The 26,380-nt window shown below is 64.3% G+C and carries 35 protein-coding genes; 26 read left to right on the top strand and 9 right to left on the bottom strand.

From position 1 onward, the window contains the following. Positions 1 to 2 precede the first annotated feature (2 nt). From N6H05_RS01530 to N6H05_RS01490, 9 genes are all read left to right on the top strand, one after another. Positions 3 to 1,157: a phage tail sheath subtilisin-like domain-containing protein gene (locus N6H05_RS01530; RefSeq protein WP_284112438.1), complete on the top strand. Its 1,155-nt coding sequence runs from the start codon at positions 3 to 5 to the stop codon at positions 1,155 to 1,157. A gap of 28 nt (positions 1,158 to 1,185) precedes the next feature. After that, positions 1,186 to 1,695: a phage major tail tube protein gene (locus tag N6H05_RS01525; protein WP_284112437.1), complete on the top strand. Its 510-nt coding sequence runs from the start codon at positions 1,186 to 1,188 to the stop codon at positions 1,693 to 1,695. Positions 1,696 to 1,817: 122 nt separating this feature from the next. Beyond that, positions 1,818 to 2,171, top strand: a complete 354-nt coding sequence (locus tag N6H05_RS01520) for a phage tail assembly protein (protein WP_284112436.1) — start codon at positions 1,818 to 1,820, stop codon at positions 2,169 to 2,171. Then, positions 2,171 to 2,302, top strand: coding sequence for a GpE family phage tail protein (locus N6H05_RS01515; protein WP_284112434.1), 132 nt, complete (start codon positions 2,171 to 2,173; stop codon positions 2,300 to 2,302). Before N6H05_RS01520 ends, N6H05_RS01515 begins: the two co-directional genes overlap by 1 nt. Further along, positions 2,302 to 4,542, top strand: coding sequence for a phage tail tape measure protein (locus N6H05_RS01510; RefSeq protein WP_284112433.1), 2,241 nt, complete (start codon positions 2,302 to 2,304; stop codon positions 4,540 to 4,542). The genes N6H05_RS01515 and N6H05_RS01510 overlap by 1 nt, the downstream gene beginning before the upstream one ends. Before the next feature lie 74 nt (positions 4,543 to 4,616). Continuing rightward, entirely contained in the window at positions 4,617 to 4,799 is a 183-nt protein-coding gene (locus N6H05_RS01505) for a type II toxin-antitoxin system HicA family toxin (protein WP_284112432.1), read from the top strand. A gap of 40 nt (positions 4,800 to 4,839) precedes the next feature. Further along, positions 4,840 to 5,232, top strand: coding sequence for a type II toxin-antitoxin system HicB family antitoxin (locus N6H05_RS01500; protein WP_284112431.1), 393 nt, complete (start codon positions 4,840 to 4,842; stop codon positions 5,230 to 5,232). A 130-nt stretch (positions 5,233 to 5,362) separates the two neighbouring features. Next, entirely contained in the window at positions 5,363 to 5,770 is a 408-nt protein-coding gene (locus tag N6H05_RS01495; RefSeq protein ID WP_284112430.1) for a phage tail protein, read from the top strand. Further along, entirely contained in the window at positions 5,767 to 6,756 is a 990-nt protein-coding gene (locus tag N6H05_RS01490; protein WP_284112429.1) for a contractile injection system protein, VgrG/Pvc8 family, read from the top strand. Before N6H05_RS01495 ends, N6H05_RS01490 begins: the two co-directional genes overlap by 4 nt. Here N6H05_RS01490 and N6H05_RS01485 read toward each other — a convergent pair. From N6H05_RS01485 to N6H05_RS01475, 3 genes are read right to left on the bottom strand one after another with little or no spacing between them, the layout of a single operon-like run. Continuing rightward, complete coding sequence (locus N6H05_RS01485) at positions 6,753 to 7,472, bottom strand: tellurite resistance TerB family protein (protein ID WP_284112428.1); 720 nt, start codon at positions 7,470 to 7,472, stop codon at positions 6,753 to 6,755. The genes N6H05_RS01490 and N6H05_RS01485 overlap by 4 nt on opposite strands. A 25-nt stretch (positions 7,473 to 7,497) precedes the next feature. Beyond that, complete coding sequence (locus N6H05_RS01480; RefSeq protein ID WP_284112427.1) at positions 7,498 to 7,917, bottom strand: HIRAN domain-containing protein; 420 nt, start codon at positions 7,915 to 7,917, stop codon at positions 7,498 to 7,500. A 2-nt stretch (positions 7,918 to 7,919) separates the two neighbouring features. Next, positions 7,920 to 8,672, bottom strand: a complete 753-nt coding sequence (locus N6H05_RS01475) for an XRE family transcriptional regulator (RefSeq protein WP_284112425.1) — start codon at positions 8,670 to 8,672, stop codon at positions 7,920 to 7,922. On the opposite strand from N6H05_RS01475, the gene N6H05_RS01470 reads away from it, so the two are divergent. The 17 genes from N6H05_RS01470 to N6H05_RS01390 all read left to right on the top strand — a co-directional run bounded on the left by N6H05_RS01470 (position 8,671) and on the right by N6H05_RS01390 (position 18,922). Next, complete coding sequence (locus N6H05_RS01470; protein ID WP_284112423.1) at positions 8,671 to 9,015, top strand: transcriptional regulator; 345 nt, start codon at positions 8,671 to 8,673, stop codon at positions 9,013 to 9,015. The genes N6H05_RS01475 and N6H05_RS01470 overlap by 2 nt on opposite strands. After that, entirely contained in the window at positions 9,012 to 9,290 is a 279-nt protein-coding gene (locus N6H05_RS01465) for a hypothetical protein (RefSeq protein ID WP_284112422.1), read from the top strand. The genes N6H05_RS01470 and N6H05_RS01465 overlap by 4 nt, the downstream gene beginning before the upstream one ends. After that, positions 9,287 to 9,745: a hypothetical protein gene (locus tag N6H05_RS01460; protein ID WP_284112421.1), complete on the top strand. Its 459-nt coding sequence runs from the start codon at positions 9,287 to 9,289 to the stop codon at positions 9,743 to 9,745. The genes N6H05_RS01465 and N6H05_RS01460 overlap by 4 nt, the downstream gene beginning before the upstream one ends. Next, positions 9,742 to 10,110, top strand: coding sequence for an ogr/Delta-like zinc finger family protein (locus N6H05_RS01455; RefSeq protein ID WP_284112420.1), 369 nt, complete (start codon positions 9,742 to 9,744; stop codon positions 10,108 to 10,110). The genes N6H05_RS01460 and N6H05_RS01455 overlap by 4 nt, the downstream gene beginning before the upstream one ends. Positions 10,111 to 10,178: 68 nt before the next feature. Continuing rightward, entirely contained in the window at positions 10,179 to 10,406 is a 228-nt protein-coding gene (locus N6H05_RS01450; RefSeq protein WP_284112419.1) for a hypothetical protein, read from the top strand. After that, positions 10,403 to 13,042, top strand: coding sequence for a toprim domain-containing protein (locus tag N6H05_RS01445; protein ID WP_284112418.1), 2,640 nt, complete (start codon positions 10,403 to 10,405; stop codon positions 13,040 to 13,042). Before N6H05_RS01450 ends, N6H05_RS01445 begins: the two co-directional genes overlap by 4 nt. After that, complete coding sequence (locus N6H05_RS01440) at positions 13,039 to 13,236, top strand: hypothetical protein (protein ID WP_284112416.1); 198 nt, start codon at positions 13,039 to 13,041, stop codon at positions 13,234 to 13,236. The genes N6H05_RS01445 and N6H05_RS01440 overlap by 4 nt, the downstream gene beginning before the upstream one ends. Next, complete coding sequence (locus N6H05_RS01435) at positions 13,229 to 13,537, top strand: hypothetical protein (RefSeq protein ID WP_284112415.1); 309 nt, start codon at positions 13,229 to 13,231, stop codon at positions 13,535 to 13,537. Before N6H05_RS01440 ends, N6H05_RS01435 begins: the two co-directional genes overlap by 8 nt. Positions 13,538 to 13,553: 16 nt before the next feature. After that, complete coding sequence (locus tag N6H05_RS01430) at positions 13,554 to 13,844, top strand: hypothetical protein (RefSeq protein ID WP_284112414.1); 291 nt, start codon at positions 13,554 to 13,556, stop codon at positions 13,842 to 13,844. Next, entirely contained in the window at positions 13,841 to 14,044 is a 204-nt protein-coding gene (locus N6H05_RS01425) for a hypothetical protein (RefSeq protein ID WP_284112413.1), read from the top strand. The genes N6H05_RS01430 and N6H05_RS01425 overlap by 4 nt, the downstream gene beginning before the upstream one ends. Positions 14,045 to 14,153: 109 nt before the next feature. Next, positions 14,154 to 14,315: a hypothetical protein gene (locus tag N6H05_RS01420; RefSeq protein ID WP_284112412.1), complete on the top strand. Its 162-nt coding sequence runs from the start codon at positions 14,154 to 14,156 to the stop codon at positions 14,313 to 14,315. Continuing rightward, complete coding sequence (locus tag N6H05_RS01415; RefSeq protein WP_284112411.1) at positions 14,312 to 14,806, top strand: ASCH domain-containing protein; 495 nt, start codon at positions 14,312 to 14,314, stop codon at positions 14,804 to 14,806. The genes N6H05_RS01420 and N6H05_RS01415 overlap by 4 nt, the downstream gene beginning before the upstream one ends. Further along, positions 14,806 to 16,608: a DNA cytosine methyltransferase gene (locus N6H05_RS01410; protein WP_284112409.1), complete on the top strand. Its 1,803-nt coding sequence runs from the start codon at positions 14,806 to 14,808 to the stop codon at positions 16,606 to 16,608. The genes N6H05_RS01415 and N6H05_RS01410 overlap by 1 nt, the downstream gene beginning before the upstream one ends. Continuing rightward, the gene (locus tag N6H05_RS01405; RefSeq protein WP_284112408.1) at positions 16,605 to 17,141 is read left to right on the top strand and encodes a hypothetical protein; all 537 of its coding nucleotides are present in this window, start codon (positions 16,605 to 16,607) and stop codon (positions 17,139 to 17,141) included. Before N6H05_RS01410 ends, N6H05_RS01405 begins: the two co-directional genes overlap by 4 nt. Beyond that, positions 17,138 to 17,419 (top strand): helix-turn-helix domain-containing protein, encoded by a 282-nt coding sequence (locus N6H05_RS01400; RefSeq protein WP_284112406.1) that lies wholly within the window; start codon positions 17,138 to 17,140, stop codon positions 17,417 to 17,419. Before N6H05_RS01405 ends, N6H05_RS01400 begins: the two co-directional genes overlap by 4 nt. 4 nt (positions 17,420 to 17,423) lie before the next feature. Beyond that, positions 17,424 to 18,494, top strand: a complete 1,071-nt coding sequence (locus tag N6H05_RS01395; RefSeq protein ID WP_284112405.1) for a tyrosine-type recombinase/integrase — start codon at positions 17,424 to 17,426, stop codon at positions 18,492 to 18,494. Positions 18,495 to 18,721: 227 nt separating this feature from the next. Beyond that, the gene (locus tag N6H05_RS01390) at positions 18,722 to 18,922 is read left to right on the top strand and encodes a hypothetical protein (protein ID WP_284112404.1); all 201 of its coding nucleotides are present in this window, start codon (positions 18,722 to 18,724) and stop codon (positions 18,920 to 18,922) included. Between the two features lie 14 nt (positions 18,923 to 18,936). Here N6H05_RS01390 and N6H05_RS01385 read toward each other — a convergent pair whose 3' ends face one another. The 6 genes from N6H05_RS01385 to N6H05_RS01360 all read right to left on the bottom strand — a co-directional run bounded on the left by N6H05_RS01385 (position 18,937) and on the right by N6H05_RS01360 (position 26,374). After that, the gene (locus N6H05_RS01385) at positions 18,937 to 19,926 is read right to left on the bottom strand and encodes a helix-turn-helix domain-containing protein (protein WP_284114144.1); all 990 of its coding nucleotides are present in this window, start codon (positions 19,924 to 19,926) and stop codon (positions 18,937 to 18,939) included. Between the two features lie 222 nt (positions 19,927 to 20,148). Beyond that, positions 20,149 to 21,000, bottom strand: a complete 852-nt coding sequence (locus N6H05_RS01380) for a D-amino-acid transaminase (protein ID WP_284112403.1) — start codon at positions 20,998 to 21,000, stop codon at positions 20,149 to 20,151. Between the two features lie 207 nt (positions 21,001 to 21,207). After that, positions 21,208 to 22,725, bottom strand: a complete 1,518-nt coding sequence (gene rpoN / locus N6H05_RS01375; protein WP_284112401.1) for an RNA polymerase factor sigma-54 — start codon at positions 22,723 to 22,725, stop codon at positions 21,208 to 21,210. A 45-nt stretch (positions 22,726 to 22,770) separates the two neighbouring features. Beyond that, on the bottom strand, positions 22,771 to 23,556 hold the full coding sequence (gene lptB, locus N6H05_RS01370; protein WP_284114142.1) for an LPS export ABC transporter ATP-binding protein: 786 nt from the start codon (positions 23,554 to 23,556) through the stop codon (positions 22,771 to 22,773). Positions 23,557 to 23,708: 152 nt separating this feature from the next. Then, complete coding sequence (locus N6H05_RS01365) at positions 23,709 to 25,343, bottom strand: arylsulfatase (protein ID WP_284112400.1); 1,635 nt, start codon at positions 25,341 to 25,343, stop codon at positions 23,709 to 23,711. Positions 25,344 to 25,435: 92 nt separating this feature from the next. Continuing rightward, entirely contained in the window at positions 25,436 to 26,374 is a 939-nt protein-coding gene (locus N6H05_RS01360) for a TauD/TfdA dioxygenase family protein (RefSeq protein ID WP_284112399.1), read from the bottom strand. Positions 26,375 to 26,380 lie beyond the last annotated feature (6 nt).

Raw genomic sequence — 26,380 nt, 5'->3', positions numbered from 1 at the left:
CCATGCACGGCATCACCATCCGCGAAACCACCACCGGCGCCCGCACCATCCTGGCGTCGAGCCTGGGCTATATCGGCCTGATCGCTACCGCGACGGCCGCCGCTGGCGCACCCACCGACGCGCTCGACGAAGCCTTTCCCCTCAACATCCCGGTGCTGATCAGTGATGTCGACGCGGCCGCCGGCAATGCAGGCACGGGCGGCACGCTCAAGGCCGCGCTGGAGGCGATCGGCGACCAGACCAGCCCGATCGTCATCGTCGTGCGGGTCGCGGAAGGCGATGACCAGGCCGAAACCGATGCCAATGTCATCGGCGGCACGGACGGCAATCTCTACACCGGTATCCAGGCGCTGCTGGCGGCGGAAAGCAAGGTCGGCATCCGCCCGCGCATCCTGGGCGCGCCGGGACTGGACAGTCAGGCGGTGACCGCTGAGCTGGTGGTCGCGGCCAAGAAGCTGCGCGCCCGCGTCTATGCCCAGGCGCAGGGTGACGATGTCGCCGACGCCATCCTCTACCGCGACAATTTCGGCGACCGGGAACTCACCCTGATCTGGCCCGACACCTCCGACGTCACGCCCGGCGACGCGGTCGCCCGCGCGCTGGGCCTGCGGGCGAAGATCACGGAGGAACAGGGCTGGCACAAGACGATCAGCAACGTCACGATCGGCGGCGTCACCGGCCTGACCCGCGATGTCCATTTCGACCTGCAGGACGAAAGCAACGACGCCGGCCTGCTGAACGCGGCCCAGATCGTCACCCTGATCCGGAATGACGGTTTCCGCTTCTGGGGCAACCGCACCTGTGCCGGCGATGATCAGCCCGAATTCAGCTTCGAAAGCGCGGTACTGACCAGCTTCGCCCTGCAGGACATGATCCTGTCGGCGCTCGCTCCCTTCCTCGATCAGCCGATGACGGTGGGCCTGATCAAGGATGTGCTGGAAACCATCAACGCGCAGCTGCGCCAGCTGGTGGTGGATGGCCGACTGATTGGCGCGCTGGCCTATTATGATCCGTCGAAGAACAGCTCGGCTGCGCTGGCATCGGGGCGCCCGACCATCAGCCTCAAATATACGGCGGTCGCGCCGCTGGAAAACCCGATCGTCGAACTGATCAACACGGCCGAATATTATGACGGCTTTGCTGAGCAGCTCGCCTGATTTCCTCGATCGCTAAAGGACTAGAGCCATGGGCCTGCCCCGTAACCTTGTGAACATCAACGCCTTCAAGAATGGCGTCTCCTATCTCGGCGTCGTCTCCGAATTCGAACAGCCCAAGCTGGCGATCGAGACGGAGGATTATCGCGGCGGCGGCATGGTCGGCGCGGTCAAGCTCGACAAGGGTGTCGCCGCGATGGAAGCGACCCTGACCTTCGGCGGCCATGAAGTCAGCCTGGTCCGCGAATTCGGCACAACCAGCATTGAGGGCACGCGCCTGCGCCTGGTATGCGCCTATCGCGCCGACGACGGCAGCGCCGCCCAGGCGGTCGAGATCTACGCCGGCGGCCGCTTCACCGAAATCGACCTGGGCAAGGACAAGCCCGGCGACCAGACCGAGCATAAATATACCGCCGCGCTCTCTTACTATCGCCGCGTCGTCGACGGTCGCACGGAGGTAGAGATCGACTTCATCCAGGGCGTCTTCATCGTCAACGGCATCGATCGCTATGCGGAGATCATGGCGATCCTGATGGGCTGACGCCCGCGCACCGATCCGCCGGGCGGCCTTATGCGGGGCTGCCGTCCGGCGGTGGGCCGGTGGGGACTTCCTCTCCTTGAAACCCCATCGGCCCATTCCGCCCCGCCGCAAAGGATCCCCGCATGACCGACCCGCAAGTCGCTGCCGCCAGCGAGAACAAGAACCGCTTCGAAACTGTCACCCTCAACACGCCTATCATTCGCGGCGAAACGACGATCGAGAAGCTGACCCTGCGCAAGCCCAAGGGCGGCGAACTGCGCGGCCTGACCCTGCAGGACATTCTCCAGACCGATATCGGCACCATCATCACCCTGGTGCAGCGCATCTCCGACCCGATCCTGATCAAGGATGAGGCGGACAATCTGGAGGCCGATGACCTGGCCGAAATCGGGGGCACGATCCGTGGTTTTTTTATGACGGCGTCGGAGAAGAAGGCGATCGAAAGCTACGTCGCGGGACTGATGCCTACGACCTGATGGCCAATATCGCGGCGGTTTTCCACTGGCCCCTGTCGGAACTGCGCGAACTGGACCTGCCTGAGCTGATCGAATGGAGCGGGCGGGCCACGGCCCGCTTCAATACCATGTGGGGCGGCAAGGAAAGCTGATGAACAATAAACTCTCCCTGCTGGTCAACTTCATCGGCGTCGACAAGATGTCGGGCGCGCTGAAGAACATTGTCGGCCTGGGCAAGAGCGGCTCCAAGTCGCTCCGAGCACTGACGGGCGAAGCGAAAAAGCTGGAGCAGGAAATTGCTGAGTATGACCGGCGCATCTCGCGCACTAGTGGCAAGGCGAATGCGCTCTGGGATCAGCAAAAGCAGAAGATGATCGAACTGGAACAGGTCCAGGAGCGTATCAATCGACAGCAACGGCTGATGGCCATCAATGCCGACAAAGCAGCGATGCACCGGCGCGGCCGGGAACTGAAGGACAGCGGGCGCGACAGCATCGTCGGCGCCGCCGTCAACGCCATTCCCCTGATCGCCGCAGCGAAACAGGCCATGACCTTCGAAGCCGCCATGGCCGATGTCCGCAAGGTCGTCGATTTCCCGACGCCCAAGGCTTATGCCCAGATGGGCAGCGATATCCTGACCCTGTCCACGCGCATCCCCATGGCGGCCGAAGGCATCGCCGCGATCGTCGCGGCGGCAGGCCGGGCCAACATTCCGCGCAAGGAGCTGCTGCGTTTCGCGGAGGACGCGGCCAAAATGGGCGTCGCCTTCGACATGACCGGCGATGAGGCCGGCGGCATGATGGCCAAATGGCGCACCGCCTTCTCGCTCGGGCAGGCCGATGTCGTTCGCCTATCCGACCAGGTCAACGCGCTGACCAATACCTATGGCGGCAATGCCACTGCGGTGGCAGGCGTCATCACGCGGATCGGCGCGCTAGGCGGTGTGGCCGGCGTTTCCGCGTCTCAGGTGGGCGCCATGGCCCAGCTGCTCAACAGCGTCGGCGTCGAAGAGGAGGTGGCAGCCACCGGCATCAAGAACATGATGCTCGCCCTGACCAAGGGAACATCCGCCACCAAGAGCCAGGAAGCCGTTCTCAAGACTTTGGGCCTGACGGCCACGGATCTGGCAGGGCGGATGCAGAAGGACGCCGGGCGCGCGATCACGGATGTGCTGCAGCGCCTGAGCAAGGTGCCGAAGGCAGCACAAGCCGGCATGCTTACCGACCTGTTCGGATCCGAATCTGTCGGCGCGATCTCCCCGATGCTGGTAAACCTCGACAAGCTGCAGGCGAACTTCGCGCTGGTCGGCAACAAGGCGGCCTATGCCGGGTCGATGAACAAGGAATATCTGGCCGCCATCGCCACGACGGAGGGCGCGACCGGGCTTGCCATGAACTCGCTCAAGGCGCTCAATATCGAGCTGGGCACGACGATGCTGCCGACTATCACCAGCGCCGCCCAATCGGTGCGTGGTGTGGTGCTGTCCATGCGCGATTGGGCGCAGGCCAACCCGCAGCTGGCATCGACCATAGTGACCACGCTGTCCGCGCTCATCGGCCTGCGGATGGGGCTGGGCGTGCTGAAATTCGCTTTCGGCGGCATCCTGGGGCCGCTTGGATCGACCATCGCCTTTTTCCGTAAGGTGGAGGGTGTATCCAAATTCGGAACGCTCATCACCACGACCGGCGGGATCCTGAAAAAGGCAGCGCCGGCCTTCTCGCTGCTACGCACCGCCGCGCTCTTCATGGGCCGGGGCTTCCTGCGCGCTGGCGCGATGATGCTCGCCAACCCGATCGTGCTGATCATCACCGGCATCGTCGTAGCCCTCGGCGTCGCCGCCTACCTGGTCTATAGCCATTGGGACAAGATCAGCGGCGCGTTCAAGGCGGGCGTCGCCTGGGTGAAGGGCGCGATCGGCGGCTTGCCTGACTGGATGAAGAATATCGGGTCGATGATGATGCAGGGCCTGTTGCTCGCTATCAATCCCATGGCGCTCGGCAAGAAGCTGATCGACATGGCGAAATACGGCATCCAGCAGTTCAAGGCCTATCTCGGCATCAAGTCGCCCTCGCGCGTCTTCATGGCGCTGGGCGGCCATGTCGCCGGCGGTCTGGAACGCGGCATCGACGGCAACCGCCACGGCCCTGCGCGGGCCGCCGGACGCATGGCCGCCGGCGTCCTGGCCTCCGGTGCGCTCGCCATGGCATCGCCTGCCGCCGCCGGTGCCCGTGGGCGCAACGGCCCCGCCGATCCGCCGCCCGCCGGCAACAGCTATCATTTCCATATCAAGCAGCTGCCGGGCGAAGATGCCGAAGCGCTGGCGGAAAAGGTGATGGAGAAGATCAGGAAGGCGGAGGACCAGAAGCGCCGGCGCGGTTTCGACGACGAATAGTCAGTTACGCCGATGTGTATTTATTTACACAAACCCCCTTGCATGGGCTGCGCGCCATGTGTATATATTTACACATGGAACGGGACAGCAAGAAGATCGTCAAGCGGTTGCTCGAAGAGGGTTTCGAGCAGATTTCAGTGAGGGGCTCTCACCATAAGTTCCGCAAGGGCGCCGTGACGATCATCGTGCCGCACCCGAAGAAGGACCTTCCGATCGGCACCGCCCGGTCGATTGCGAAGGCGGCGGGCTGGCTCTGAAAGGAGCCATGCTCCGCTGTGAAAGGAAACGGATAAGACCATGAAATATTTCTATGCCTTGGTGCATAAGGATGCGGATAGCGCCTTCGGTGTCAGCTTCCCCGATCTGCCCGGCTGCTTTTCTGCCGCCGATCGGCAGGAGGATGTTTTGGCCAACGCGGTCGAGGCGCTGGAACTCTGGTTCGAGGATGCCGACGCCGTCGATCCAAGACCGGTCGACCAGGTGCGCGAAGCGGCAAAGGATGACCTGGCCGACGGCGCCTTCCTGCTCGCCGTCCCGCATATCGTGTCGGCGAACAAGCTTATGCGCATCAACCTGTCGCTGGACCGGGGCATGCTCGATGCCATCGACCAGGCCGCCGCACTGCGCAAATTGACCCGCAGTGCCTTCATGACGGAAGCCGCGCGCAATGAGATTCAGGGACGCCATTGAAATCCTGCTGATCACCGGGCTGGGGCTATGGTGCTTCGTCCGGGGCATCCTGCATCTGCTGGGCTGGTAACAGCCCCATTTACCCGGCCGCCCGCTCGCTTCGCGCGCGCGCGGGGGCCAGACCGGGCCAATGGCCACGCTCCCCATCGTCAGCCCGGCGCACCTGATGACGCTGGGCATGTTCATCTTCGGCATGGACACCATCCCCTATCAGGATCTGCAACGCCGCATCAGCTGGCGCCATGAGGAAATGGACCGCTTCGGCGCGCGCCCCGCCAGCCAGTTCGCCGGTCCCGGTGAGGATCTGGTGACGATCGCCGGGCTGGTCGTTCCCGAAGTCGCCTGCAGCTATGCGTCGATAGATCGGCTGATCGAAATGGCCGACACCGGCGACAACTGGCCGCTGGTCGACGGGCTGGGCTATGTCATGGGCCATTATCGGATCGAGGCGATGGACCTTGGCCATGTCGGCATCATGGCCGGCGGCCTGCCGCGCGGCCAGCAATTCACCATGGATCTGAAGCGGGTCGACGGATGACCGCCAATCGCGCGGCGATGCGCCTGACGCTCGACGGCGCGGATCTGGCCGACAAGGTCAATCCCCGCCACATGGAGCTGACCCTGACGGAAAAGCGGGGCGGCGAGGCGGACGAGCTGAGCCTCACCCTGCAGAATGCCGACGGCCGTCTGGCGCTGCCGGATCCCGGCAAGATCATCGCGCTCGCGCTGGGCTGGGAAGCGGGCGACGACATCACCCCCGGCCTGGTCGAAAAGGGCCGCTTCACCGTGGATGAGGTGCAGGCCTCGGGGCCGCCCGACCGGATCACGATCCGCGCGCGATCGGCGGACCTCTCGGGCAGCTATCGCCGACGCCGGACCAAGGCCTGGAAGAACGTGACCCTGGGCACAATCCTCTCCGACATTGCCGGCCGCCATGGCGTCGCCGCGCAGGTGCATCCAGACCTGTCGGGCAAGACCATCACCATCGATCAGAATGGCAAGTCGGACATGGCCTTCGTCCGGGATCTCGGAAGCCGATTCGACGCCGTCGCCACCTGGAAGGATCGGCGCCTGATCTTCATGCCGGTGGGCAGCGACACCACGCCCAGCGGTACGGTCATTCCCGGCCTCACCCTGACCCGGCGCGATGGCTGGGCCTGGAGCTTCACACGCGCCGAACGCGACGAGAATGACGGGGTGCAGGCGCAATGGCATGACCAGGCCTCAGGGCGGAAGAAGACCCACTCAACCGGCGGCGACAACCCGAAACGCCTGAAGCGCGTCTATGCGAGCGAGGCCGACGCCAGGCAGGCGGCCGACGCCGAAGCCAAAAAGCGCGCGCGGGGCGGCTATCGCTTCGAATATGATCTGGCGCTTGCGGATTGCCGCATCACGCCAGGTCGCAAACTCAGCCTGTCGGGTTGGGGCAGCAAGATCGATGCGGTCAAATGGCTGGTCGATACGGTTGAGACGACATCCAACGCCAGCGGCATCCGGCAGAGGATCACGTTGGAGAGCGCTTAGACCTGCGCCCTCAGCGCTTCCTGCAATTCCAATGCCCAGGCGGTTTCTCGCTGATCGTGCCGCCCATCGGCGTCCATGATCAGACCGCAATGATCTAGGATGAGTCGCGACACGCGCGCGCCGATCGGTGAAGACTTCAGCCGCTTAAGTCCGATAGCAACATCCCGCCCGTCAGGTGCGATTGCCGGCGTCCTCCGCATGGCTGCCTCGATCAGATCGTCATTACCACCAAAGCGGATTACGTAGGCAGTTATCGCAGCCTCTAGGGCATCGGCTTCGAGCGGATGATAATCGCCGTCACATTTTGCCATGAAGAGCGTGATCTTCGTGAAGTCCGCAAAACCCTTGTCTTCAAACGGGAGGGCGCCCGTGGCTGCGAGCATTGCGAAGTGCCTTTTTGCCTCGACCATCTCCCCGGTCGATAGGTCCATCACTTCCCGAATGTTCTCAATCTTGAACATCCGCGGTGCCTCGCGGGCATGGCAATAGGCATGAATGTGGGTGGCATGGCCATATCCGTCCAGGCGGCGGCAGGTGATATCCCGCTCTTTTTCCTTACCTTTCGAATCGACGTAAAGAATGCGGCAGGACCAGGAGGAGCTGTGATCGCGAGAGCGGACGCGGCTCGCCGGCGCATCGTCTGGTCCAAGAACCTCGGCGCGAATTGTGACCGCCGGCGGGGTTACCTTCATTCGCAGAAAGGCGCTCGTAAACATCGTTTCCCCCCGATCATGCTGAAAATTAGAAGTCAGGCCACTCTTCGTCCGGATAGAAGCGATCCTCGACAAATTCGCCGTGATCCGGATCACGCGATGCCACGGGCGATGAAGAAGGTAGCTCTGGCGCCTCGCCATCAAAGGCGACACGAACCCATGTCCCGTCCTGCGACATCCCTTGGAAGATCGCTTGAACCTCATGACCTAACCGCATCAGCTGGCCGATCCGGCCGCAGCGCTCGGCTGACAGATATCCGATCTGGACACCTCGCGCCGAATAGACGGCTATGGCCAGCGGATCATGTTTGTTGGTCGGTTCAGGGCGCAATTCGATCGCCTCGCCCGGCGGGCAGAGCAATGTTTCGAAGCGCCTATCAGAGCCGTCAGTATTGGGAAACTGCGCGCCGACCACGGCCAGGGACATCGCCTGTAGCGCGGCCGCCATGGTCAGACGCTCTTTACCACCGCGACGACGCGGCCAACGATGAACAGATCGCCGTCGGTGGCGAAGTCGTCACGGATCAACTGATTGTCAGAACTGATGCGGATCGTGCCGTCCGGCTGCGCCCGCAACCGCTTGATCATGCCCCAGCCCGAATAGACAATGGCCCAGATCTTGTCGCCCATCTCCGGGCGCGTCTGTGACCGATCGATGATCACGACATCCTGGTCATGGATCGTCGGCATCATCGAATCGCCCACACCCTTCGTGCTGCAGAGCATGTGCGGCGGCGATTTGGTGAACTGGCTGATCCAGCTGCGCGAGAATTTGACCTTTTCAACCTCGATATGATCGGTGTCGAGAAAGGTGCCGCCCATGCCATATTTGAGATCGATGCTGTCGATCTCCACTAGATCTGGGTCGATTTCGACTGTGGGCTGGACCGCAGCAACCAGCTGTCTGGACATGCCGGCATCATCCGTCTCGCCCATCAGATACTCGGCAGTCGTGTCCAGCTCGCGCGCGATCTTGTGGGTGTGCTTCGAACCCTGCGCCGGCTCGTTCATCAATTTCCAGATGGCGGTCGACGATATGCCGACCCGGCGCGCCAGCTCGCTCTGAGAGAGGCTCTTATCAGCCATCAAGGCCGCTAGACGATCACTGCGAAACACCGGCTGACCATTACAACCTTGGTAAAAATCAGCGATGCAACTTTTCTTATTGCTTCGTCCTGCAACCTTAGTTAAAACATCAACCATGGTTCAAACGCTCACCCCTTATGAAGCGCTGACGCAGGCGATCGATGTCGCTGGCTCACAGTCGGAACTCGCCCGCATTTGCGGGGTATCGCCCACCGCTGTCTGGAAATGGGTGCAAAGCTCCAAACGCCTGCCCGGCGAATATGTGCTGCAGGTTGAGGCGGCCACCGGCGTTCCTCGCCATCTGCTCCGCCCGGACCTGTATCCCCTCGATCTGCCGCAGGCGCCCAAGCGCTGGTATGGCACGGATCGCCACACCGGCGCCCGCATCTACGGCCTAGATCGCCGTTCGGGCCGTGTCGCCTTGGATCGCGGTGCCGAAACCAAGGGAGCGGCGCTATGAGCAAGAAGCCCAATTCGGTTCGCCCGACATTCACCGCTCATCGCTGCCTTTGTAACGCCTACGTCGAATATCGCGGTGAACATTTTGCCACGATGCTGGACTTCGAGGCGGCGAAGGAATTCGCCCGCATTCTGTCGGAGCTGGAGGTTCTTTCCAGCTGGTCCGGCGCGTTCGTGGAGAGCGGAGATGGCGCCCAAGCTCGGTGGCGCATGGGCGGCCTTATCGCCCGGCATTTTGGCGTGTCCATTGACTACCGTCCGGGGGGGAAGGCGTGACCAAGATCCGCGAACCGCTCACCTATGAGCGCACCCTGACCACCATCGCCCAGGTCATTGGCTGGGATCGCTGCGCCGCCATTTGCGGGGTCAAGTCGGTCGAGGCCGTCCGTCGCTGGTCGGACCCCGATTGCGAGACGGAAATCCGCCTGATCGATGCAGAACGGCTCGATCGCGCCTTCCTCGATCATGGCGGCGACCATGCGCCCTTCCATCGGCTCCATGGCCTGCGCCTCGATCTCGCCGGCAGGGAGGCCCCCGACCTCTGCCTGGCCGGCCTCGCCGGTTCTTCTGCCAAGGAAACCGGCGAGGCCATTGCCGCCATCATCGCGGCCGCCAGCTGCAGCGATATCCGCACCACGCGCCGCGCCCGCAAGGAAATCCAGGACGCGCTCGACACGCTGAAAACCGCGCTCGCCGCCATCGAGCGCCGCGAAACGGGGGAAGGCAAATGATCCATCAGCAACCACCGCGCCCGCTGGTCGAGGCGCCCCTGCAGTTCCGCATGTCGTCGGGCGGTGAAAAGGCCAAGCAGAACAGCCTAGCAATCTGCCCCAAATGTGACGCGCCGGCCTTCATCCGCCGCAGCACACGGGTGACGGAGAAGGTCAAGCATCTCGATGCGCACTGCACCAACACCGGCTGCGGCCACACCTTCGGCCTGGAGCTGGTGTTCCGCCACACATATTGCCCCGGCCTCATCGACCGCCCGGATCTGGATCTGCCGATCTGCCCGCGCGACCAGGTGCCCCATGTCCTGCCACCCGCCCGCGATGCCGGCGATGATCCCAACCAGCTGACCATGTTCGCCGGCGGCTGATCCGCCGGCCCACCCACCATCCATTGCCAAATCTGAACAACGCCCGCGCTGCGGGCGAGGGGGAAACTGTGTCTACGAAAGACGAGACTGACGCACTCAAGGTGCGGATCGATGATCTGGAAGCGGTGCTGGGCCACATGGCCGTCGTGACGCACCACAGCGCCCGCCTGCTCACCCTGGCCAGCCTGGACCTGATGGATAGCGGCGAGAAGCGCACGGCCCGCATCGTCAGCGAACAGGCCTCCGAACTGTGCGGCATGGCCAAGCACCTGCTGCGCGGGGGTGCCGCCCGGTGAGCCTCGAAACTGATATTCTCAAAGGCCTGACCAACAAGTTCCGTTTCAAGAAGACGGGTGGCACCTGGCTGCAGGAAGGGCTCTGCCCCGATTGCGGCAAGTGGGAAGCCTTCTGCGCTGCCAAGGATCCCAAGATCGTCCGCTGCGGCCGACAGGAAAAGTGCGGATGGGAAGAGAGCGTCCGCAGCCTGCTGCCCGATCTGTTCGAGGACTGGTCGAAGCGCTTCCCCACCACCAACACCAATCCCAACGCCGCCGCTGACGCCTATCTGCTCCACGAACGCGGGCTGGATCTCCAGCACCTGCGCGGCAGCTATAGCCAGGAAGTCTATCGCGATCACGACAGCGGCCATTCCGGCGCTACGATCCGCTTTCAGGTCGGTGACAGCTGGTGGGAACGCATCATCGATCGCCCCGGTCGCTTCGCGAAAAAGGCGCATTTCAAGAAGGGCAGCAAGCCCGGCGGTCACTGCTGGATCCCGCCCAAGCTGTTTTTCGAGGACTATGCCAAGGCGGACCAGGTCTGGATCTGCGAGGGCATCTTCAATGCCATGGCCCTCTATCAGGGCGCCGGCCTGCTGACCGTGTCGGCCATGTCCTGCAACTATTGGCCCGAACATTTCCTCGACCAGCTCAAGGAAGAGATCCGCTCATTGAAGCGGTCGACCCGGCCGGAGCTGGTCTTCGCCTTCGATCCCGGCGGCGCCGGCGTCAAATGGGCGCGCAAGTTCGTCGATCGCGCCGCAGCCGAAGGTTGGGCCGCCACGGCCGCGCAGGTGCGCCCCGATGGGGAAGGCACGACCCTCGATTGGAACGACCTGCTTCTGCGCCACCAGCAGTGGAAGGGAGATCCCGAAAAGGCGCCGCTCTCGGAACACGCGATCGAGGGCTATCTCTGGAATGGTGCCGTCACGCTGGCCAAGACGCAGCGCGAAAAGGCGCGCCTCATTTTCCAGCGCACCAGCCTCGCCAGTTTCGATTTCCGCCACGACAACCGCCTGTGGTGGTGCCGCTCCGTCTGGAAGGACGATGAGCATGAGCTGCAGGTCGAGGAGATCGCCAACTGCGCCTTCCGCATGCTCTATCGCGAGCGGGACGAGGTTGCCGACGAAACCAACTATTTCCTGCAGGTCGATTTCCCTGATCAGCCCACGGTGAAAGCCCGTTTCACCTCGGCGACCTGCGCCAACCCCGGAGAGTTCAAGAAACGGCTGATGGCCTTCGCCGGCATGTGGAGCGGGTCGGGCGAGCAGCTCGACCGCCTGATGCGTAACCAGACCAGGCGGTTGAAGGTCGTCGAACCCATCCCCTTCACCGGATATTCTCCGCAGCATCGCGCCTGGCTGTTCGGCGATGTCGCCGTGCGCGACGGCCGCGTCGAACAGATCAATGGCGAGAATTACTTCGATTTCGGCAAGCAGGCGGTGAAACTGCGCAGCCCGGAACGGCTGCTCGACATCCAATATGATGCGGACAAGATCGCCTTTCCCTGGCTCGAAGATTTCTGGATCGCCTATGGCCCCAAGGGCCTGGTGACGCTCGCCTTCTTTGTGATGAGCTTCTTCGCGGTGCAGATCCGCGACCGGCACAAGACGCTGGGCTTCCTGGAACTGACCGGGCCGCCGGGTTCGGGCAAGTCGACCATCATCGAGTTCTGCTGGAAGCTTGCAGGTCGCGCCGGATACGAAGGCTTCGACCCGAACAAGGGCACCCCGGCCTTCATCGCGCGCAGTTTGCTCAAGGTCAGCAACCTGCCGGTGGGTTTCATGGAAAGCGGCCGCGACGACGAAAAGCGCAGTGGTTCGCGCCAGTTCGATCCCAACGAATTGTTGGTCCTTTATGGCGGCCGATCGCCGCGTGGCCTCGGCATGAAGTCGGGCGGCTATGAAACCAGCGAGCCGCCTTTCAACGGCGCGATCTACCTCATGCAGAATGAGCGGATCGACGCGCATCCGGCGGTGCTGGAGCGGTTGATGTCGATGCCGATCGACAAGGCGCGCTGGTCGGAAGCGACGCGCGAATCGGCCGTGCGCCTGGAAACATGGCCGATGGAGGATGTGTCGGGAACGATCATCCATGTCGTCAGGAACGAGGCCAAATTCCTTCCCTTCTTTTTCGACCGTTACGAACACCACAGCCGCGAAATGAAAAGGCGCGTCCCAGGGCTGGAGAATGCGCGCCCGATCAAAACGCACTCGCAGCTCGCGGCGGCCGTCGAGGCGCTGCCCCTCCTGTTCGAGAAGATCCAGCCTGCGTGGATCGCGGAGACGGTGGCGCTGGTCGACAGCATGGCGCTCGATCGCCAGCAGTCCGCCGGCGGCGATCATCCGCTGGTCGCCCGCTTCTGGGAGCAGGTCGAATATCTGCTCGATCGCGAAAAGCTGGAAGATCACGCCATCGGCAAGTCGATCAACCAGCATCGCAACGCCGGCAAGATCGCCATCCGCCTGGTCGAATTCGAAGCGCGCTGCCGCAACGCCGGCATCGTCCCGCCCGACCTCGACAAGCTCAAGAAGGTGCTGCGCGGATCCAAGAGCCGGAAATGGCTCGCCACCGACAATGTCAACAACCCGGCGGGCCAGATCGTCCGCTGCTGGATCTTCGAAAACCCCCAAAGCCCGGAGAATGTCCTGTGAACCAGCGTCCTGTTCTGCGCCCTGTCAACGCGCGTCCCGCGCCCATGCCGCCCTTCATCATGATCTGCGCCCGGTGCCGCGTCGAACATCATTCGACCGAGCCGAACCTGCCCGAAGGCTGGGCCATCATCGTCGCTGGCGTCCGCTGCCCGGACTGCAAGCCCGCCGCGAAAAAGGCGGTGCCCCATGGCTAAGCACCGCTGCGATGTCACCGGCTGCAGCCAGAGCCGGTCCCGCTGGCAGCGGGTCTGCACCCGCTGTTTCACCGTCCTGCCGCGCCAGCCCGTCCTGGCGCTGATCGCCGCCTATCGCTTGGGCGACCGCCCCACCTGGCGCGCCCTGCAGAAGAAGACCGGGCGCCTGCTCGAAAACCACCTCGCCTGCAAGACGCGGCTGCTCAGCCAGCGCGCCGGTCGCCTCGACCGGACCATGCCGCACGTCAGCGCCCAGCAGGCCTTCCGCAACCACCAACGCCTGCTCGGTGAGCAGGACTGACAGAGAGGGGAGATCAATGCTCACCGCGCCCATTCTTCGAGCACCGGCAGACCGCCATATCTGCCGCCTCGCGCTCTTCACCGCCGCGCAGCTGCGCCGCGTCGACAGCATCGCCTTGGCCGATCTGGGCCAGATCCTCGGCGATGCCGCCGATCGCCGCCGCGTCCCGCGCTTCACCGACAACAGCCAGCTCGTCCGCATCATGCAGCGCCTGGGCTGGCAGAAGCGCGGATATGCGGGCGAAGGTGCCAGCAAAAGCCCCCTCTATGTCCGCGTCGCCACTGCCAACCTGCAGGAGGCGTCATGACCAGCCTGTCAATCGACGCGCTCGACCTGCGCAAGAACGAAATGCTGATGGTCGCTTACTCGAAAGCGGCAAAGAAATGGTTCGCCTGCATCGGCCCGGACCTTGGCGCCCAGCGCGCGGTTGGCGAGGGCGACACGCCGATCGCCGCCTTCGCCGAAATGCTGATCGACCTCGGCCATCGACCGGACGCGATGCAGTGAACCCGCCGCGCTTCTCCCCCGTCGTCCCCTTCGCCATCGGCGTCGCCCTGGCCGCCCTCTGGCTTGCCAGCTGCCCGGCGCTGACCTGGCTCCTGAAAAGGATCTCCTGATGACCATCCTCACCCGGAAGCCTTCCGAACGACAGCCGATCCCCGCTGTCGCCCGCATTGATCGCATCGCCTGCCCGCGCTGCGCCACCGTCAACTGCACCCGCCACCACGCGGCAACCCTGACCACGCGTCCTGTCGCGCATCATTGGAGGGGCGCATGAAGGCCCTCACCATCTGGCAGCCTTGGGCTTCCCTCATCATTGCCGGCGCAAAGCCGTTCGAATTTCGCGGCTATCGCGCGCCGCGCGCGATCATCGGCCAGCGCATTGTGATCCATGCTGGCAAGATGAGCGTCGCCCGCGATGAAGTCTCCGACATGATCGGCCTTTTCGATCTCTACCCGGATGCCGAAGAGACGAAGGAAATGTGCCTCCACCGCGATCTCGCGGTGCCGGTGCTGGAGGATTTTCTAGCCGGAAATCTTCCTGTGGCCGCAGGAATAGGAACCGCCGTTGTCGGAGAACCACGGTCCGGCCTCGACATCGCGGCCGATTTCGGCGTCGCCCGCGCAAACGACAGCAACCGTGACGAACACGCCAACTGGGGTTGGCCAATGCTAGAGATCGAGGCGTGGCCTGATCCTGTCCCTGCACGAGGCATGCAAGGCCTCTGGCGCTGGCCCGACGCAACCACCTTTGCGGAGATGATCTAATGTTCCAGGGTCTCTTCATCGATGGCTTCGCCGGCGGCGGCGGTGCGTCCACAGGCATTGCCTGGGCGATCGGTCGCGACGTCGACCACGCGATCAACCATAGCGAAACCGCCATTGCCATTCATCGGGCGAACCACCCCGGTGCGGACCACCATTGCACGGACATCCGCATCCCCATGCTGCCCAGGTCCGTGACCAAGGGCATGCCGGTGGCCGGCGCATGGTTCTCCCCTGATTGCAAGGAATTCAGCAAGGCGAAGGGTGGCCCGGTCAAGGACCGGTCGATCCGTGCGCTGTGCTGGGAGGTGGTTCACTGGATCGAGGAAACCGACCCCGAAGTTGGCTATCTCGAAAATGTCGAGGAGTTCGAATATGCCGCGCCGCTGGACACCAATGGTGTGCCCATTGCGGCGCTGGCCGGGAAGGACTTCAAGAAGTTCGTCCGGCTGATCCGGCGCACCGGCCGCGTTGTCGATTGGAAGAAGCTGCGGGCATGCGACTATGGCACCCCGACTTCCCGCCTACGGCTCTACATGGTGTTCAAGAAGAAGCGCCCAGGCGCACGGGTCAAGATCGTCTGGCCCAAGCAGACACATGCTGCGCCGAATGATCCGCGCGTAATCGCTGGTAAGCTGCTCCCCTACCGGACCGCCGCCGAATGCATCGACTGGTCGATTCCGACCAAGTCCATTTTCGGCCGTCCGAAGGATCTGGCCGAAAGCACCCTGCGCCGTATCGCGCATGGGGTGATGCGCTATGTCGTTAATGCAGCTCTACCCTTCATCGTGCCCGTCACTCATCAGGGCGGCATTAGACTGCATGACATCGAGGAGCCGCTGCGAACGGTGACGGGTGCCAACCGCGGCGAACTCGCTCTCGCCGACGCCGTGCTGGCCCCCCATGTCACGAAATTCTACAGCACCGGCGTCGGATCGCCCATGAACCGCGAAATGCCTACGGTCACGGCGAACGGCGCTGCCTCCCGTCAGGCTGCCGCCACGCCTTTGGGGCGGGCCGAAGCGGTCATGGTGCCTTTCATCAGTTACGGCCAGCAAGGCGGCCTCAATCGCCCGATCGACAAGCCGGCCCATTCCGTGACCGCGTCGAAGAAGGACACCAATGGCGTCGTCACAGCCTTCCTGTCCAGCTTCTATGGCAGCAACAGTAAGGGCGGCGGTGGCGACCCCGAACAGCCCCAAAAGACTATTCGCGCCGGCGGCCAGCACCACGCGATAGTCACCGCTCATATCGAGCAGGCCAATGGCGGTCCGCGTAACACGCACTCTGCCGGCCGCGATGCCCGGCGCCCCTTGTCGACGGCGACCACCACGGGATCGCAGCAGCGAATTGTCGAAACCACCTTGGTCGAGGATGGCGACTTGCCGCCGGAACTGATGGAGCGCGCGGTCAAGGTCGCCGCCTTCCTGGTGAAATATTACGGCACCGATGGCGAAAGCGAGGCGTCACAGATCCAGCCAGTGGACCGGCCGCTGGACACAGTCACGACGAAAGCCCGGTTCGCCGTGGTGACGGTGACGATCGATGCTCGCACCTACATCATCGTCGACATAGGCCTGCGGATGCTGACCCCGCGCGAGCTGGCCCGCGCCCAGGGCTTTCCCGACAGCTACGTGCTGGATCCCGAGTGCTGGTATACGACCGAAAAGGGCAACCGGAAATTCGGCCGCCTGCCCAAGGCGATGCAGATCAGCGCGATCGGCAACAGCGTATGCCCGCCCGTCGCCCGCGCCCTGGTCGCCGCCAACCAGCCTGGCCTGCCAGAAATGAGGATGGCGGCATGACGGATCTGGTAGCCAATATCCGCGCCCGTCTCGCGCCGCTGCTGGAAGAGGCTGAAGGCGCGCTCGAACGCCGCGCCCGCCAATATCCTGACCTGGTCGCAAAGGGGCGAATGCAGGAGAAGGTCGCGGCCGACGAAATCCGCATCTGGACGGCGATCGTCGCGGACTGGCGGCGGGTCGTGTCTGGGCTGGGCAAGAAGGGCGTCGGCGCGACAGTTAGTGAAAAGATCGCCGTGCTGACCGATGCCGTCGGCCGCTATGACACGGCCATGGCCAGCGAGATCCGCAACGCGGGTGATCGCGTCCAGCGCGACTGCGCCATGGGCGCGGATCTCTACGCGCTGCGGGTTCTCCATGGCGCCAAGGTCGACGGCATCGCCGACATCCATCAGCGCCGGGCGAGGATCGAGGATCTGGCCGAACATTATCGGTGGGAGCTGCCGGGCCATACCGGCCTCTATGCCGGCATCGACGATTACCTGTCCTTCCACCAGCTGATCCGCGCCGATCGGCAGCAGCGAAAGGCCGCATGACCGACCAATCCATCCTTCTGACCGAAACGGAAGCGGCCGATCGCCTGAGCCTCTGCGCGCGCACCCTGCGCAAGGAGCGCCAGGCGGGCCGTCTCCGCTATGTGTTGATCGGGCGCGCCATTCGCTACACTGTCGCGGATCTCGAATCATACGTCGAGCAACTTCGCCAGGTGCCGCCCGCATGTCTGCCAGCTTCGCCCACCCGCCGCACGTCAGTGGCAAAGCGCCGCGATCGAGGCGTCGTCGTGCCCTTCACGAGGCGACATACAGAGCGTTGAGCCGGTGACCGTCTACAAGCCTGAGGGCAGGCCCCACTATCTCTATGATTTCCAGTTCAACCATCGGCGCTATCATGGGTCGACAGGCTGCACGTCCAAGCGATTGGCGGAAGCATTCGAGCGCCGCGAGCGCCATAAGGCGGCCCTGCCCGAAGAGCAGCGGCCGCCTATCACCGTCGATGAAGCCTGCGGCCTCTATCAGGAACATGCGGAGCATCTGCCCAGCTGGCCCACCATCAAGGGGCTGACCGCCGCCCTGGTCGAAGGGCTGGGCGCGACGCGCCTTTTGTCGGAGATCTCTCAGCGCGATTTCCAGATTTTCGTTGCGAAGCGCCGGGATGGCCGCTCCAATGCATCGGTCAATCGCGACATCGAAAACGCGCGCGCGATCTGGCGCCACGCGGCCGACACCGAATATGACGTCGGCCAGATGCCCAAATGGGGCAAGCTCTTCCTCAAGGTCGCGAAGAAGCCGCCGCGCGAACTCGACCTGACGGAGGAAAAGAAACTCTTCCTCGCGATCCGCAACGACGTGGCGGACGCGATCGACTTCCTGCTCAAATCGGGCTGGCGCCGGGGCGAGGTGTTGGGCCTGCGCTGGGACGATGTGAACCTGCAACGCAAGCAGGCTATCACGCGCATCAAGGGCGGCGATTTCGTCGTGCGGCCGCTCACCTCGACGCTGGTCGAGATCATCGCTCGACAGCCCCAGGCCGACGATGACGAGGGCAAGCCATTCGTCTTCACCTATGTCTGCCAGAAGAGCCGTGGCAATCGTCGCGCCGGCAAGCGCTATCCGCTCACCGCGACCTCTCTTCGCAAGCCCTTTGAACAGGCCAAGGCCGACGCCGGCGTCGACAATTTCCGCATCCATGATCTGCGCCACACGCGTGGCACCCGCATCGTCCGCGCGACCGGATCGCTTGCCGCCGCGAAGGAAGCGCTAAAGCACAAGCGGATCGAGACGACGCTGCGCTATGCACATGTGCTGGACGAGGATGTGCGGAACGCGCTCGATGCAAGCGAGTCCCGACATAGTCCCGACCAATCGAAAAAGGGAAAGCGGAAAGCCTAGCTTTCCTGCGGGTTTCAGCCTCATAGGCACCCGCCGTGTAAACGAGACGCTCTACCAACTGAGCTAATCGCCCCCATGGGGTGCGGGCGCTTCTAGGGATTTTGGCGCGCGGGTCAAGGTCGGTTTGCGGACCAATGCGCTGGTTCGGGAAAAAGCCTGACCTATGGTGGCATCGGCTTGACCCAGTGGCCCATATTTGCCCTATCTGACGGACCGGTGGAGCAGGAATGATGGAACAGAAACCGAATATCCTGACCCGGATCGTCAACTATGTCGCGTCCCAGAATGCGGAGTTCGAGCGGCGGGATGGACCAATTGACGACGAGCGCTGGTTGGCGGACCGTGATCGGTGGCGGCAAACCAAATATCTGGCCTACGCCATGGGGCTGCTCCTGACGTTCAGCGCATTGACCCTGATCAACGAATAGGGCTGGCAGCAGAATCAGGCATTGAGATAGCGGCGGCTGGCGCCGAACCAGCGGGTCAGTTGCTCGGCCGCATCGTCGGCCAGCGCGATGAAGATGCGGCGGCCGTCATGCGGATCGGCACGACGTTCGACCAAAGCCTTATCCGTCAACGTCCGAATCCAGCGCAGCGCCGTGGTCGGCGGCACGGCGGAGGCGATGCACAGGCTGGAGACCGAGACATGGGCCTGTTCCAGCCGGGCGGCGAGCAGGTCCAGCATCATGTCCCAGGCCGGATCGGCGAACAGGTCGCCGGGCAGGAAATCGGCGCGCAGTCGTCGCGCGCGCAGCAGGTCGCGGACCTGTGCGGCGGTGACGGAGGCGGTTTCCGCCATGGTGGCCGCACCGATCGTGGCGATGGCCGGCATGGCAATATAGCCGCCCTGGCGATCGGCGATGCGCGCAGGCATGTCGAACGCGGGGAGCGTCGGGCGTGGCCGATCGGTCAGGGCCTCGATCGTGCGGGCGAGGCGGCTGACTTCCTCGCTCAGCCGCTGCAACCGGTTGCCGTCGCTTTCATGGGTGGCGTCGTGAAGATCATGCGGCAGCGCATCGCTATGCGCGGCGGCGAGCAGGGCGGCGGCGATGTCGCCATTGTCGGGATTGCACAGCAACTGAGTCTGCGGACTGCGGATGCAGGCAAAGACCATATCGAGTGTTTCGATACCCGCCATAAGCACGACGGCCATGCGGTTCTGGATCGCGATCGTTTCGACCTGGACGATCAGCCGTTCGAGCAGCGGATCAGGCTGGCGGCAGAGCAGCAGGACGACATCGCAGCCCACCTGCATGTCGAGCCGGGCGGCGGCCTGGTCGAGCGGGACGGTGCCGAGCAGACGCAGGCCGGCGGCATCGGCCAGCATGGCGGCATCGTCGATCCATGCCCCGTCGGCGACGATCAGCAGCCCGCGCCGGTCATCCGGCGCGGCGAAGGGACGATCATGATCGGTCGAGAAAGGATTGGCCATCACCACGCAATCTCCCGTGCCTGTTATGTTCCGCAGCTTAGCCGCTTGCCCACCGGGCGCAGCCGGCGCTGACTCCATAATGGCGCAAATGCACGGGGCTGTCGTGATGGTCGTCACGCGCGCGCGAGATATCGGTGGAAGCATGGAAACCAAAAGGGCGCCGGCTGATGCCGGCGCCCTATTCTGCCTATTCGATCCGAAATGGACTCATTTCGTCGCAGGTCAGACCGCGGTGCGGCGGGCGAAGTCGATATAGAGTTCGCGCAGCCGGGTCGCGACCGGGCCGGGGGTGCCGTCACCGACCGGCTGGCCGTCGATCCTGACGATCGAGAGGCAGAAGGTGGACGCGCTGGTCATGAAGGCTTCCTTGGCGGCGAGCGCTTCGGCGAGGGTGAAGGGGCGGCGGATGACGGCGATGCCGCTTTCTTCGGCAAGGGCCGTCAGCGCCGCGCCGGTGCAGCCGGCCAGCACCGACTGGCTGTAGGGGCGGGTGACGATGCCTTCGTCGGTGACGATGAAGGCGGTGGAGGAGGCGCCTTCGGTGATGAAGCCGTCCTCGATCATCCAGGCTTCCTGCGCGCCGACTTCCTTGGCGGCCATCTTGGCCATCGCCTGGGCGAGCAGGCCGACGCTCTTGATGTCGCGCCGCGCCCAGCGCAGGTCGGCCATGGTGGCGACCGCGACGCCGGTCCTGGCGGCGGGCACGTCGAGGAATGTCTTGTCCTGGACGAACATGAACAGGGTCGGCTGGAGACCGGCCGGCGGGATGAAGTCGCGGGTGACGTCGGCGCCACGGGTGATCTGGAGATAGACGAGGCCCTCGCTTAGGCCGTTATGGGCGACCAGAGCCTTCTGCGCCGCCTCGATCTCGTCCAGGGTCAGCGGCAGGGCGATGCCGATTTCGGTGCAGGAACGTTCCAGCCGGGCGAGATGGCTGGCGCTGTCGACCAGCCGGCCATCGATCACGGCCGCCACTTCATAAATGCCGTCGGCGAACAGGAAGCCGCGATCGAGCGGGGAGATGCGGACGTCTTCGAGCGGCAGAAACTGGCCGTTGAGATAGGCGACGGACATGGCGGCGGGCGATCCTTGATCTGATGATTGGCGCCGCCGCTTTTGCCGCCGCGGTGGCCGGGGTCAAGGCGGCGAAATAGGATTTGCTCCGCTTAACTTCGCATATTTCCCGCACATTGTGACATTATCTTGCGCTGGCCTGATCCTATCGGAAAGTGGGCCGTCACCGACGCCGATGATAGGGGAAAGGGCCGCTGTAGGACAGGCTCAGGCTGCCTTGCCCTTGAGCGCCTTTTGCCGGCGGCGCTGGACCGAGGAGCCGATGCCCATGGACTCGCGATATTTGGCGACGGTGCGGCGGGCGATGTCCATGCCCTTGGCGCGCAGCAGGTCGACCAGCGTATCGTCGGAGAGGATGGCATGGGCCTCCTCCGCGCCGATCAGTGCCTTGATATGGCTCTTGACCGCTTCGGCCGAGACGGCGCCGTCGCCATCCGCCGCCGCGACGCCGCTGGTGAAGAAATATTTGAGTTCGTAGAGGCCGCGCGGGCAGGAGAGATATTTGTTCGAGGTGACGCGGCTGACGGTCGATTCATGCATCTCGATCGCGTCGGCGACCGCGCGCAGGGTCAGGGGTTTCAGATAGGCGACGCCGTTGCGGAAGAAATCCTCCTGCTGGCGGACGATCTCGCTCGCTACCTTGATGATCGTCTTTTGCCGCTGGTCGAGCGCCTTCACCAGCCAGTTGGCGCTGGCGAGGCAGTCGGCCAGCCAGGCCTTGCTCACCTTGTCCTGCGGGCCGCCGGCCAGTTCGACATAATAGGTGCGGTTGACCAGCACGCGCGGAAGGGTGGCGCTGTTGACCTCTATGCCCCAGCCCTCGCGGGTGCGGCTGACGAACAGGTCGGGCGTGACCGGCGTCGCGCTGTCGCTGGCGAAGCGCAGGCCGGGCTTGGGATCATAGCCGCGCAGTTCGCGGATCATGTCGGCCAGATCCTCCTCATCCACGCCGCAAATGCGGCGCAGCTGGGGCAGGGCGCCCTTGGCCAGCAGGTCGAGATTGGCGAGCAGCCGCTGGATGCAGGGATCGTAGCGGTTCGCCTCCTTCGCCTGAAGGGCGAGGCATTCGGCGAGCGAGCGGGCACCCACGCCGGTGGGATCGAAGCTGTGGATAACTTCGAGCACCGCCTCGACCGTGAAGAGCGGCACGCCCAGGCCATGGGCGGTCTGGAGCAGATTGGCCTCCAGATAGCCCGCTTCGCTGATCTGGCCGATCAACTGGGTGGCGATCAGCAGGTCCATGCCCGACAGCGTGCTGCGGGCCTGGTCCATCAGATGTTCCTGCAGGCTGGGCGCGGCATTGGCGAAACTGTCGAAATCGACCGCTTCGCCCGAACCGCTGCCGCCGCCCAGCATGTCGAGCGAGCCTGAGCCGCTGCCGGCGGCCATGCGGTCGGCCGGGCCATCGTCGATGAAGGTTTCCACGCCATGATCGACGTCGAGTGGACTGTCGGCGCCGCCCAGCCCCTGGGCGATCAGATCGTCGCTGGCGCCGGTTTCGGCGGCCAGCGTGGGCGCCTCCACCTCGCGGTCGATGCCGCTGCCTTCCCGGCCGCCGTCATCGGCGGTCCCCTGTTCGAGCAGCGGGTTCTTTTCCAGTTCGCCGGCGACGAACGCCTCGATCTCCAGATTGGACAGCGCCAGCAGCTTGATCGCCTGCTGAAGCTGCGGCGTCATCACCAGAGACTGGCTCTGGCGGATGTCGAGGCGTGGCCCGAGCGCCATCAGCCGGGCCGTCCTGCATCCGCGAGGGGGCGCCGGCCGATCATGTCAGAGCTGGAAATTCTCGCCCAGATAGAGGCGGCGAACATCGGGATGGGCGACCAGTTCGGTGGGGCTGCCGGCGAACAGCACCTGACCGCTGTAGATGATGCAGGCGCGGTCGACGATTTCCAGTGTCTCGCGCACATTATGGTCGGTGATGAGCACACCGATGCCGCGCGTCTTGAGCTGCTTCACCAGATCGCGAATGTCCGCGATCGACAGCGGATCGATGCCGGCGAACGGCTCGTCGAGCAGCACGATCGAGGGATCGGCGGCGAGCGCGCGGGCGATTTCGCAGCGGCGTCGTTCACCGCCCGACAGCGCCATGGCGGCGGAATCGCGCAGGCGCGTGAGGCCGAATTCGTCGAGCAGCTGTTCCAGCTTGGCGGCGCGTGCGGCCTTGTCCGGCTCCGCCATTTCCAGCACGGCGCCGATATTCTGGGCGACGGTCAGGCCGCGGAAGATCGAGGTTTCCTGCGGCAGATAGCCCAAGCCCAGGATCGCGCGGCGATACATGGGCAGGCCGGTAATATCCTGGCCGTCGAGGATGATGCGGCCCTGATCGGGACGGACGAGGCCCATGACCGAATAGAAGCAGGTCGTCTTGCCCGCGCCGTTGGGGCCGAGCAGGCCGACGACCTCGCCCTTGCCCACCGTCAGCGACACGTCGGACAGGACGACGCGCTTGTCATAGCTTTTCGCGATCGAGATGACGGACAGTCCTTCGCCCACTTCCTGCGGGGCGAGCGGTCGCGCCGAAGCGGCCCTGTCCTGGATCGTCACATCGTCCATCACTTCAATCCTTGCGCCGCCAAATCGGGGTGCGGCGGACATGGGTCCGCCTGCGGCAATTGGCAAGCTTTGTGCATGGGATCGCCGCCGGGGCAAGGGGAAAATGCGATGGAGAAGAGGGGGATGGGCGTGCCATCCCCCTGATGCGCGGGTTATTCCACCATGATGCGCGGGTTGGGCAGGACGACGCCGACATCGCTGGCATAGGCGTCCCACGCCTTTTCCAGCGCCGCCCGGCGCGCCGGTTCGCGGGCGGACAGGTCGGTGGTTTCGCCCGGATCGGCGGCGATGTTGAACAGATGCCATTGGCCATCGCCGGCATCGGTGATCTTCCAGTCGCCCTGGCGCAATGCGCGCGAGCCGAACAATTCGGTGCCGATCGCCTCGCTGGCGGGATGGACGGTCGGCGCCGTGCCGGCGAGCCAGGGCGCCCAGCTGGTGCCGCGGATCGGCTGGACGGTGCGGCCCTGGAATGTCCCCTTGGGCGGGGCGATGCCGGCCAGGTCGATCAGGGTGGGGGCGACGTCCATGACATTGAGATAGTCATGGGCGATGCTGCCGGGCTTCTTCACCGCTGGTCCGGAGAGAAAGGCGGTGGTGCGGGTGCCGCCCTCGGTCGCGAACGCCTTGTAGAGCCAGGAGGGGGTGGTCGCCGCCTGCGCCCAGCCGGGGCCATAGCTGATATAGCTGCTGTCCTTGCCCAGATTGTCATAGCTGTTGTCGGCGGCTTCGGCGCGGGCGCGGAAGCGGGGATTGCGGGCATGGACCAGGTCCATCCCCTCGGCGCCATTGTCGGCAAGGAAGAGGATGACGGTATTGTCATACTCGCCGCTGGCCTTGAGCGCATCGATCACCCGGCCGACATTCTGGTCGAGCCGGTCGACCATCGCGGCATAGATTTCCATCGTCCGCGACGCGGTCTTCTTCTCGTCTGGGGTCAGCTCTGCCCAGGGCTTGCTGTTTTCTAGGGGGTGCTGCGCGGCGCTGGCCGGGACCAGGCCGAGGGCGACCTGCTTCTTGAGCCGCTCGGCGCGCAGCGCTTCATAGCCCGCCTCATAGCGGCCCTTATATTTGGCAATGGTTTCGGACGGGGCCTGCAGCGGCCAGTGCGGCGCGGTGAAGGCGAGATAGGCGAAGAAGGGCTTGTCGTCCTTCGTCGTCTTGATCTGGTCGATCAGCTTGGTGGCGAAGGCGTCGGAGGAATAATAGTCGCTGGGCAGGCTGTCGAGCGTGCGGCCATCCTCGCGATAGGTGGTGAAGCCGGGCTTGGGCGTGGCCGAAATGTCGGTGCCATAATGATTGCCTGCCCCCTGCAGCAGCGCGAAGCTGTGCTGGAAACCGCGGGCATGGGGATCCTGCTCGGGCGTGAGGCCAAGATGCCATTTGCCCGAAAAGAGGGTGCGATAGCCGCCGGCGGTCAGGACTTCGGGCAGGGCGGCGATGTCGGTGCGCAGATAGCCTTCATGGCCGGGTTTGCCGATCTGATTGGGGGCCTGCATTTCCGCCATGGTGCCAAGGCCGGCGCGATGATTGTCGGTGCCCGACAGCAGCATCGAGCGGGTCGGCGAGCAGGTGGGCGCGGTGTGGAAGCCGGTCAGGCGCACGCCCGACAGAGCGAGCCGGTCGAGATTGGGTGTGGATATCTCGCTGCCAAAGACACCGATATCGGAATAGCCCAGGTCGTCGGCGACGATCACCAGGAAATTGGGACGCTTTTCCTGCGCCGCCGCGGGCGTGGTGAGGGCGGTGGCCAGCGCCAGGCTGGCAAGGACAGTGCGGAGCTTCATGGGGTCTTCCGTGAAAAGGGGCCGCGTCCGAATGGAACGCGGCCCAGTGTGCCGAAGGTCAGGGTCAGGGTAAGGGGGTGGGCAAGCCCTGCTCAGGCGGCTTCGGCAATCTTGCCATCTTCCTTCTTGATGATGCGGCTGTTGCGGCCGTCGATCGAGACGGGGACGGTGCCGGCGATGGTGGCGCGGCGGAGCTGGCGATGCTGGGTGCCGAAATCGGCAATGGCGCGATGCTGGGTGGCGCGATTGTCCCAGATGGCGACGTCGCCCGGCTGCCAGCGCCAGCGCACGGTGTTTTCCGGCCGGGTCACGGCATCCTGGAAGGTGGCGAACAGGCGCTGGCTGTCGGCCTGGCTGAGGCCGACGAACTGCTTGAAGAAATGGCCCAGGATCAGCGAGCGTTCGCCGCTTTCGGGGTGGACATGAACCAGCGGATGTTCGGTTTCATAAACCGTCGAGGCGAAGACTTCGCGATAGCGCTTCACCGCTTCCTCATTCGCGTTGGTGACGACCGAGGCATAGTCATAAAGGTTGGAATGGACCGCCCACAGGCTGTTGGCGAGCTGGCGCAGCGGTTCGGGCAGTTCCTCATAGGCGGCCGCCGTATTGGCCCAGAGCGTGTCGCCGCCGGCCTGCGGGATGACGATGGCGCGCAGGATCGAGGATTCGGGATAGGCAGGGACGAAGGTGACGTCGGTGTGCCAGCTCGATGCGGCGCGGCCTTCTTTCGAATCCAGTTCCAGCAGATATTTGGAGCCCGGCACGACCGGGACGGTCGGGTGGGCGACGGGCTTGCCGAAACGCTCGGCAAAGGCTTCCTGGCCGGCATCGTCGAGATGATGCTGGGCGCGGAAGAAGATCACCTTGTGGCGGACGAGGGCGGCGCGGATCGCGGCGATGGTGGCGTCGTCAAGGTCGCCGCCCAGCGCGATGCCGCGAATCTCCGCGCCGATGCGGCCGGCGACGGGAACGACATCGAGCGGACCGTCGGCATCGGCGGCGTTGAGGAAGCTCTGGGTCAGGATGGTCATGGCAGG

The sequence above is a fragment of the Sphingobium sp. WTD-1 genome (genome assembly GCF_030128825.1).
In the GTDB taxonomy this organism is placed as follows: Bacteria; Pseudomonadota; Alphaproteobacteria; order Sphingomonadales; family Sphingomonadaceae; genus Sphingobium.
The sequence above is the reverse complement of the archived record's forward strand: the minus strand, read 5'-3'. Positions and strand labels throughout refer to the sequence as shown.

Coding starts and splice junctions, on each gene's coding strand:
- N6H05_RS01530 (WP_284112438.1), top strand. CDS start 3: ATGCACGGCATCACCATCCGCGAAACCACCACCGGCGCCCGCACCATC.
- N6H05_RS01525 (WP_284112437.1), top strand. CDS start 1,186: ATGGGCCTGCCCCGTAACCTTGTGAACATCAACGCCTTCAAGAATGGC.
- N6H05_RS01520 (WP_284112436.1), top strand. CDS start 1,818: ATGACCGACCCGCAAGTCGCTGCCGCCAGCGAGAACAAGAACCGCTTC.
- N6H05_RS01515 (WP_284112434.1), top strand. CDS start 2,171: ATGGCCAATATCGCGGCGGTTTTCCACTGGCCCCTGTCGGAACTGCGC.
- N6H05_RS01510 (WP_284112433.1), top strand. CDS start 2,302: ATGAACAATAAACTCTCCCTGCTGGTCAACTTCATCGGCGTCGACAAG.
- N6H05_RS01505 (WP_284112432.1), top strand. CDS start 4,617: ATGGAACGGGACAGCAAGAAGATCGTCAAGCGGTTGCTCGAAGAGGGT.
- N6H05_RS01500 (WP_284112431.1), top strand. CDS start 4,840: ATGAAATATTTCTATGCCTTGGTGCATAAGGATGCGGATAGCGCCTTC.
- N6H05_RS01495 (WP_284112430.1), top strand. CDS start 5,363: ATGGCCACGCTCCCCATCGTCAGCCCGGCGCACCTGATGACGCTGGGC.
- N6H05_RS01490 (WP_284112429.1), top strand. CDS start 5,767: ATGACCGCCAATCGCGCGGCGATGCGCCTGACGCTCGACGGCGCGGAT.
- N6H05_RS01485 (WP_284112428.1), bottom strand. CDS start 7,472: ATGTTTACGAGCGCCTTTCTGCGAATGAAGGTAACCCCGCCGGCGGTC.
- N6H05_RS01480 (WP_284112427.1), bottom strand. CDS start 7,917: ATGGCGGCCGCGCTACAGGCGATGTCCCTGGCCGTGGTCGGCGCGCAG.
- N6H05_RS01470 (WP_284112423.1), top strand. CDS start 8,671: ATGGTTCAAACGCTCACCCCTTATGAAGCGCTGACGCAGGCGATCGAT.
- N6H05_RS01475 (WP_284112425.1), bottom strand. CDS start 8,672: ATGGTTGATGTTTTAACTAAGGTTGCAGGACGAAGCAATAAGAAAAGT.
- N6H05_RS01465 (WP_284112422.1), top strand. CDS start 9,012: ATGAGCAAGAAGCCCAATTCGGTTCGCCCGACATTCACCGCTCATCGC.
- N6H05_RS01455 (WP_284112420.1), top strand. CDS start 9,742: ATGATCCATCAGCAACCACCGCGCCCGCTGGTCGAGGCGCCCCTGCAG.
- N6H05_RS01435 (WP_284112415.1), top strand. CDS start 13,229: ATGGCTAAGCACCGCTGCGATGTCACCGGCTGCAGCCAGAGCCGGTCC.
- N6H05_RS01430 (WP_284112414.1), top strand. CDS start 13,554: ATGCTCACCGCGCCCATTCTTCGAGCACCGGCAGACCGCCATATCTGC.
- N6H05_RS01425 (WP_284112413.1), top strand. CDS start 13,841: ATGACCAGCCTGTCAATCGACGCGCTCGACCTGCGCAAGAACGAAATG.
- N6H05_RS01420 (WP_284112412.1), top strand. CDS start 14,154: ATGACCATCCTCACCCGGAAGCCTTCCGAACGACAGCCGATCCCCGCT.
- N6H05_RS01415 (WP_284112411.1), top strand. CDS start 14,312: ATGAAGGCCCTCACCATCTGGCAGCCTTGGGCTTCCCTCATCATTGCC.
- N6H05_RS01410 (WP_284112409.1), top strand. CDS start 14,806: ATGTTCCAGGGTCTCTTCATCGATGGCTTCGCCGGCGGCGGCGGTGCG.
- N6H05_RS01405 (WP_284112408.1), top strand. CDS start 16,605: ATGACGGATCTGGTAGCCAATATCCGCGCCCGTCTCGCGCCGCTGCTG.
- N6H05_RS01400 (WP_284112406.1), top strand. CDS start 17,138: ATGACCGACCAATCCATCCTTCTGACCGAAACGGAAGCGGCCGATCGC.
- N6H05_RS01390 (WP_284112404.1), top strand. CDS start 18,722: ATGATGGAACAGAAACCGAATATCCTGACCCGGATCGTCAACTATGTC.
- N6H05_RS01385 (WP_284114144.1), bottom strand. CDS start 19,926: ATGGCCAATCCTTTCTCGACCGATCATGATCGTCCCTTCGCCGCGCCG.
- N6H05_RS01380 (WP_284112403.1), bottom strand. CDS start 21,000: ATGTCCGTCGCCTATCTCAACGGCCAGTTTCTGCCGCTCGAAGACGTC.
- rpoN (WP_284112401.1), bottom strand. CDS start 22,725: ATGGCGCTCGGGCCACGCCTCGACATCCGCCAGAGCCAGTCTCTGGTG.
- lptB (WP_284114142.1), bottom strand. CDS start 23,556: ATGGACGATGTGACGATCCAGGACAGGGCCGCTTCGGCGCGACCGCTC.
- N6H05_RS01365 (WP_284112400.1), bottom strand. CDS start 25,343: ATGAAGCTCCGCACTGTCCTTGCCAGCCTGGCGCTGGCCACCGCCCTC.
- N6H05_RS01360 (WP_284112399.1), bottom strand. CDS start 26,374: ATGACCATCCTGACCCAGAGCTTCCTCAACGCCGCCGATGCCGACGGT.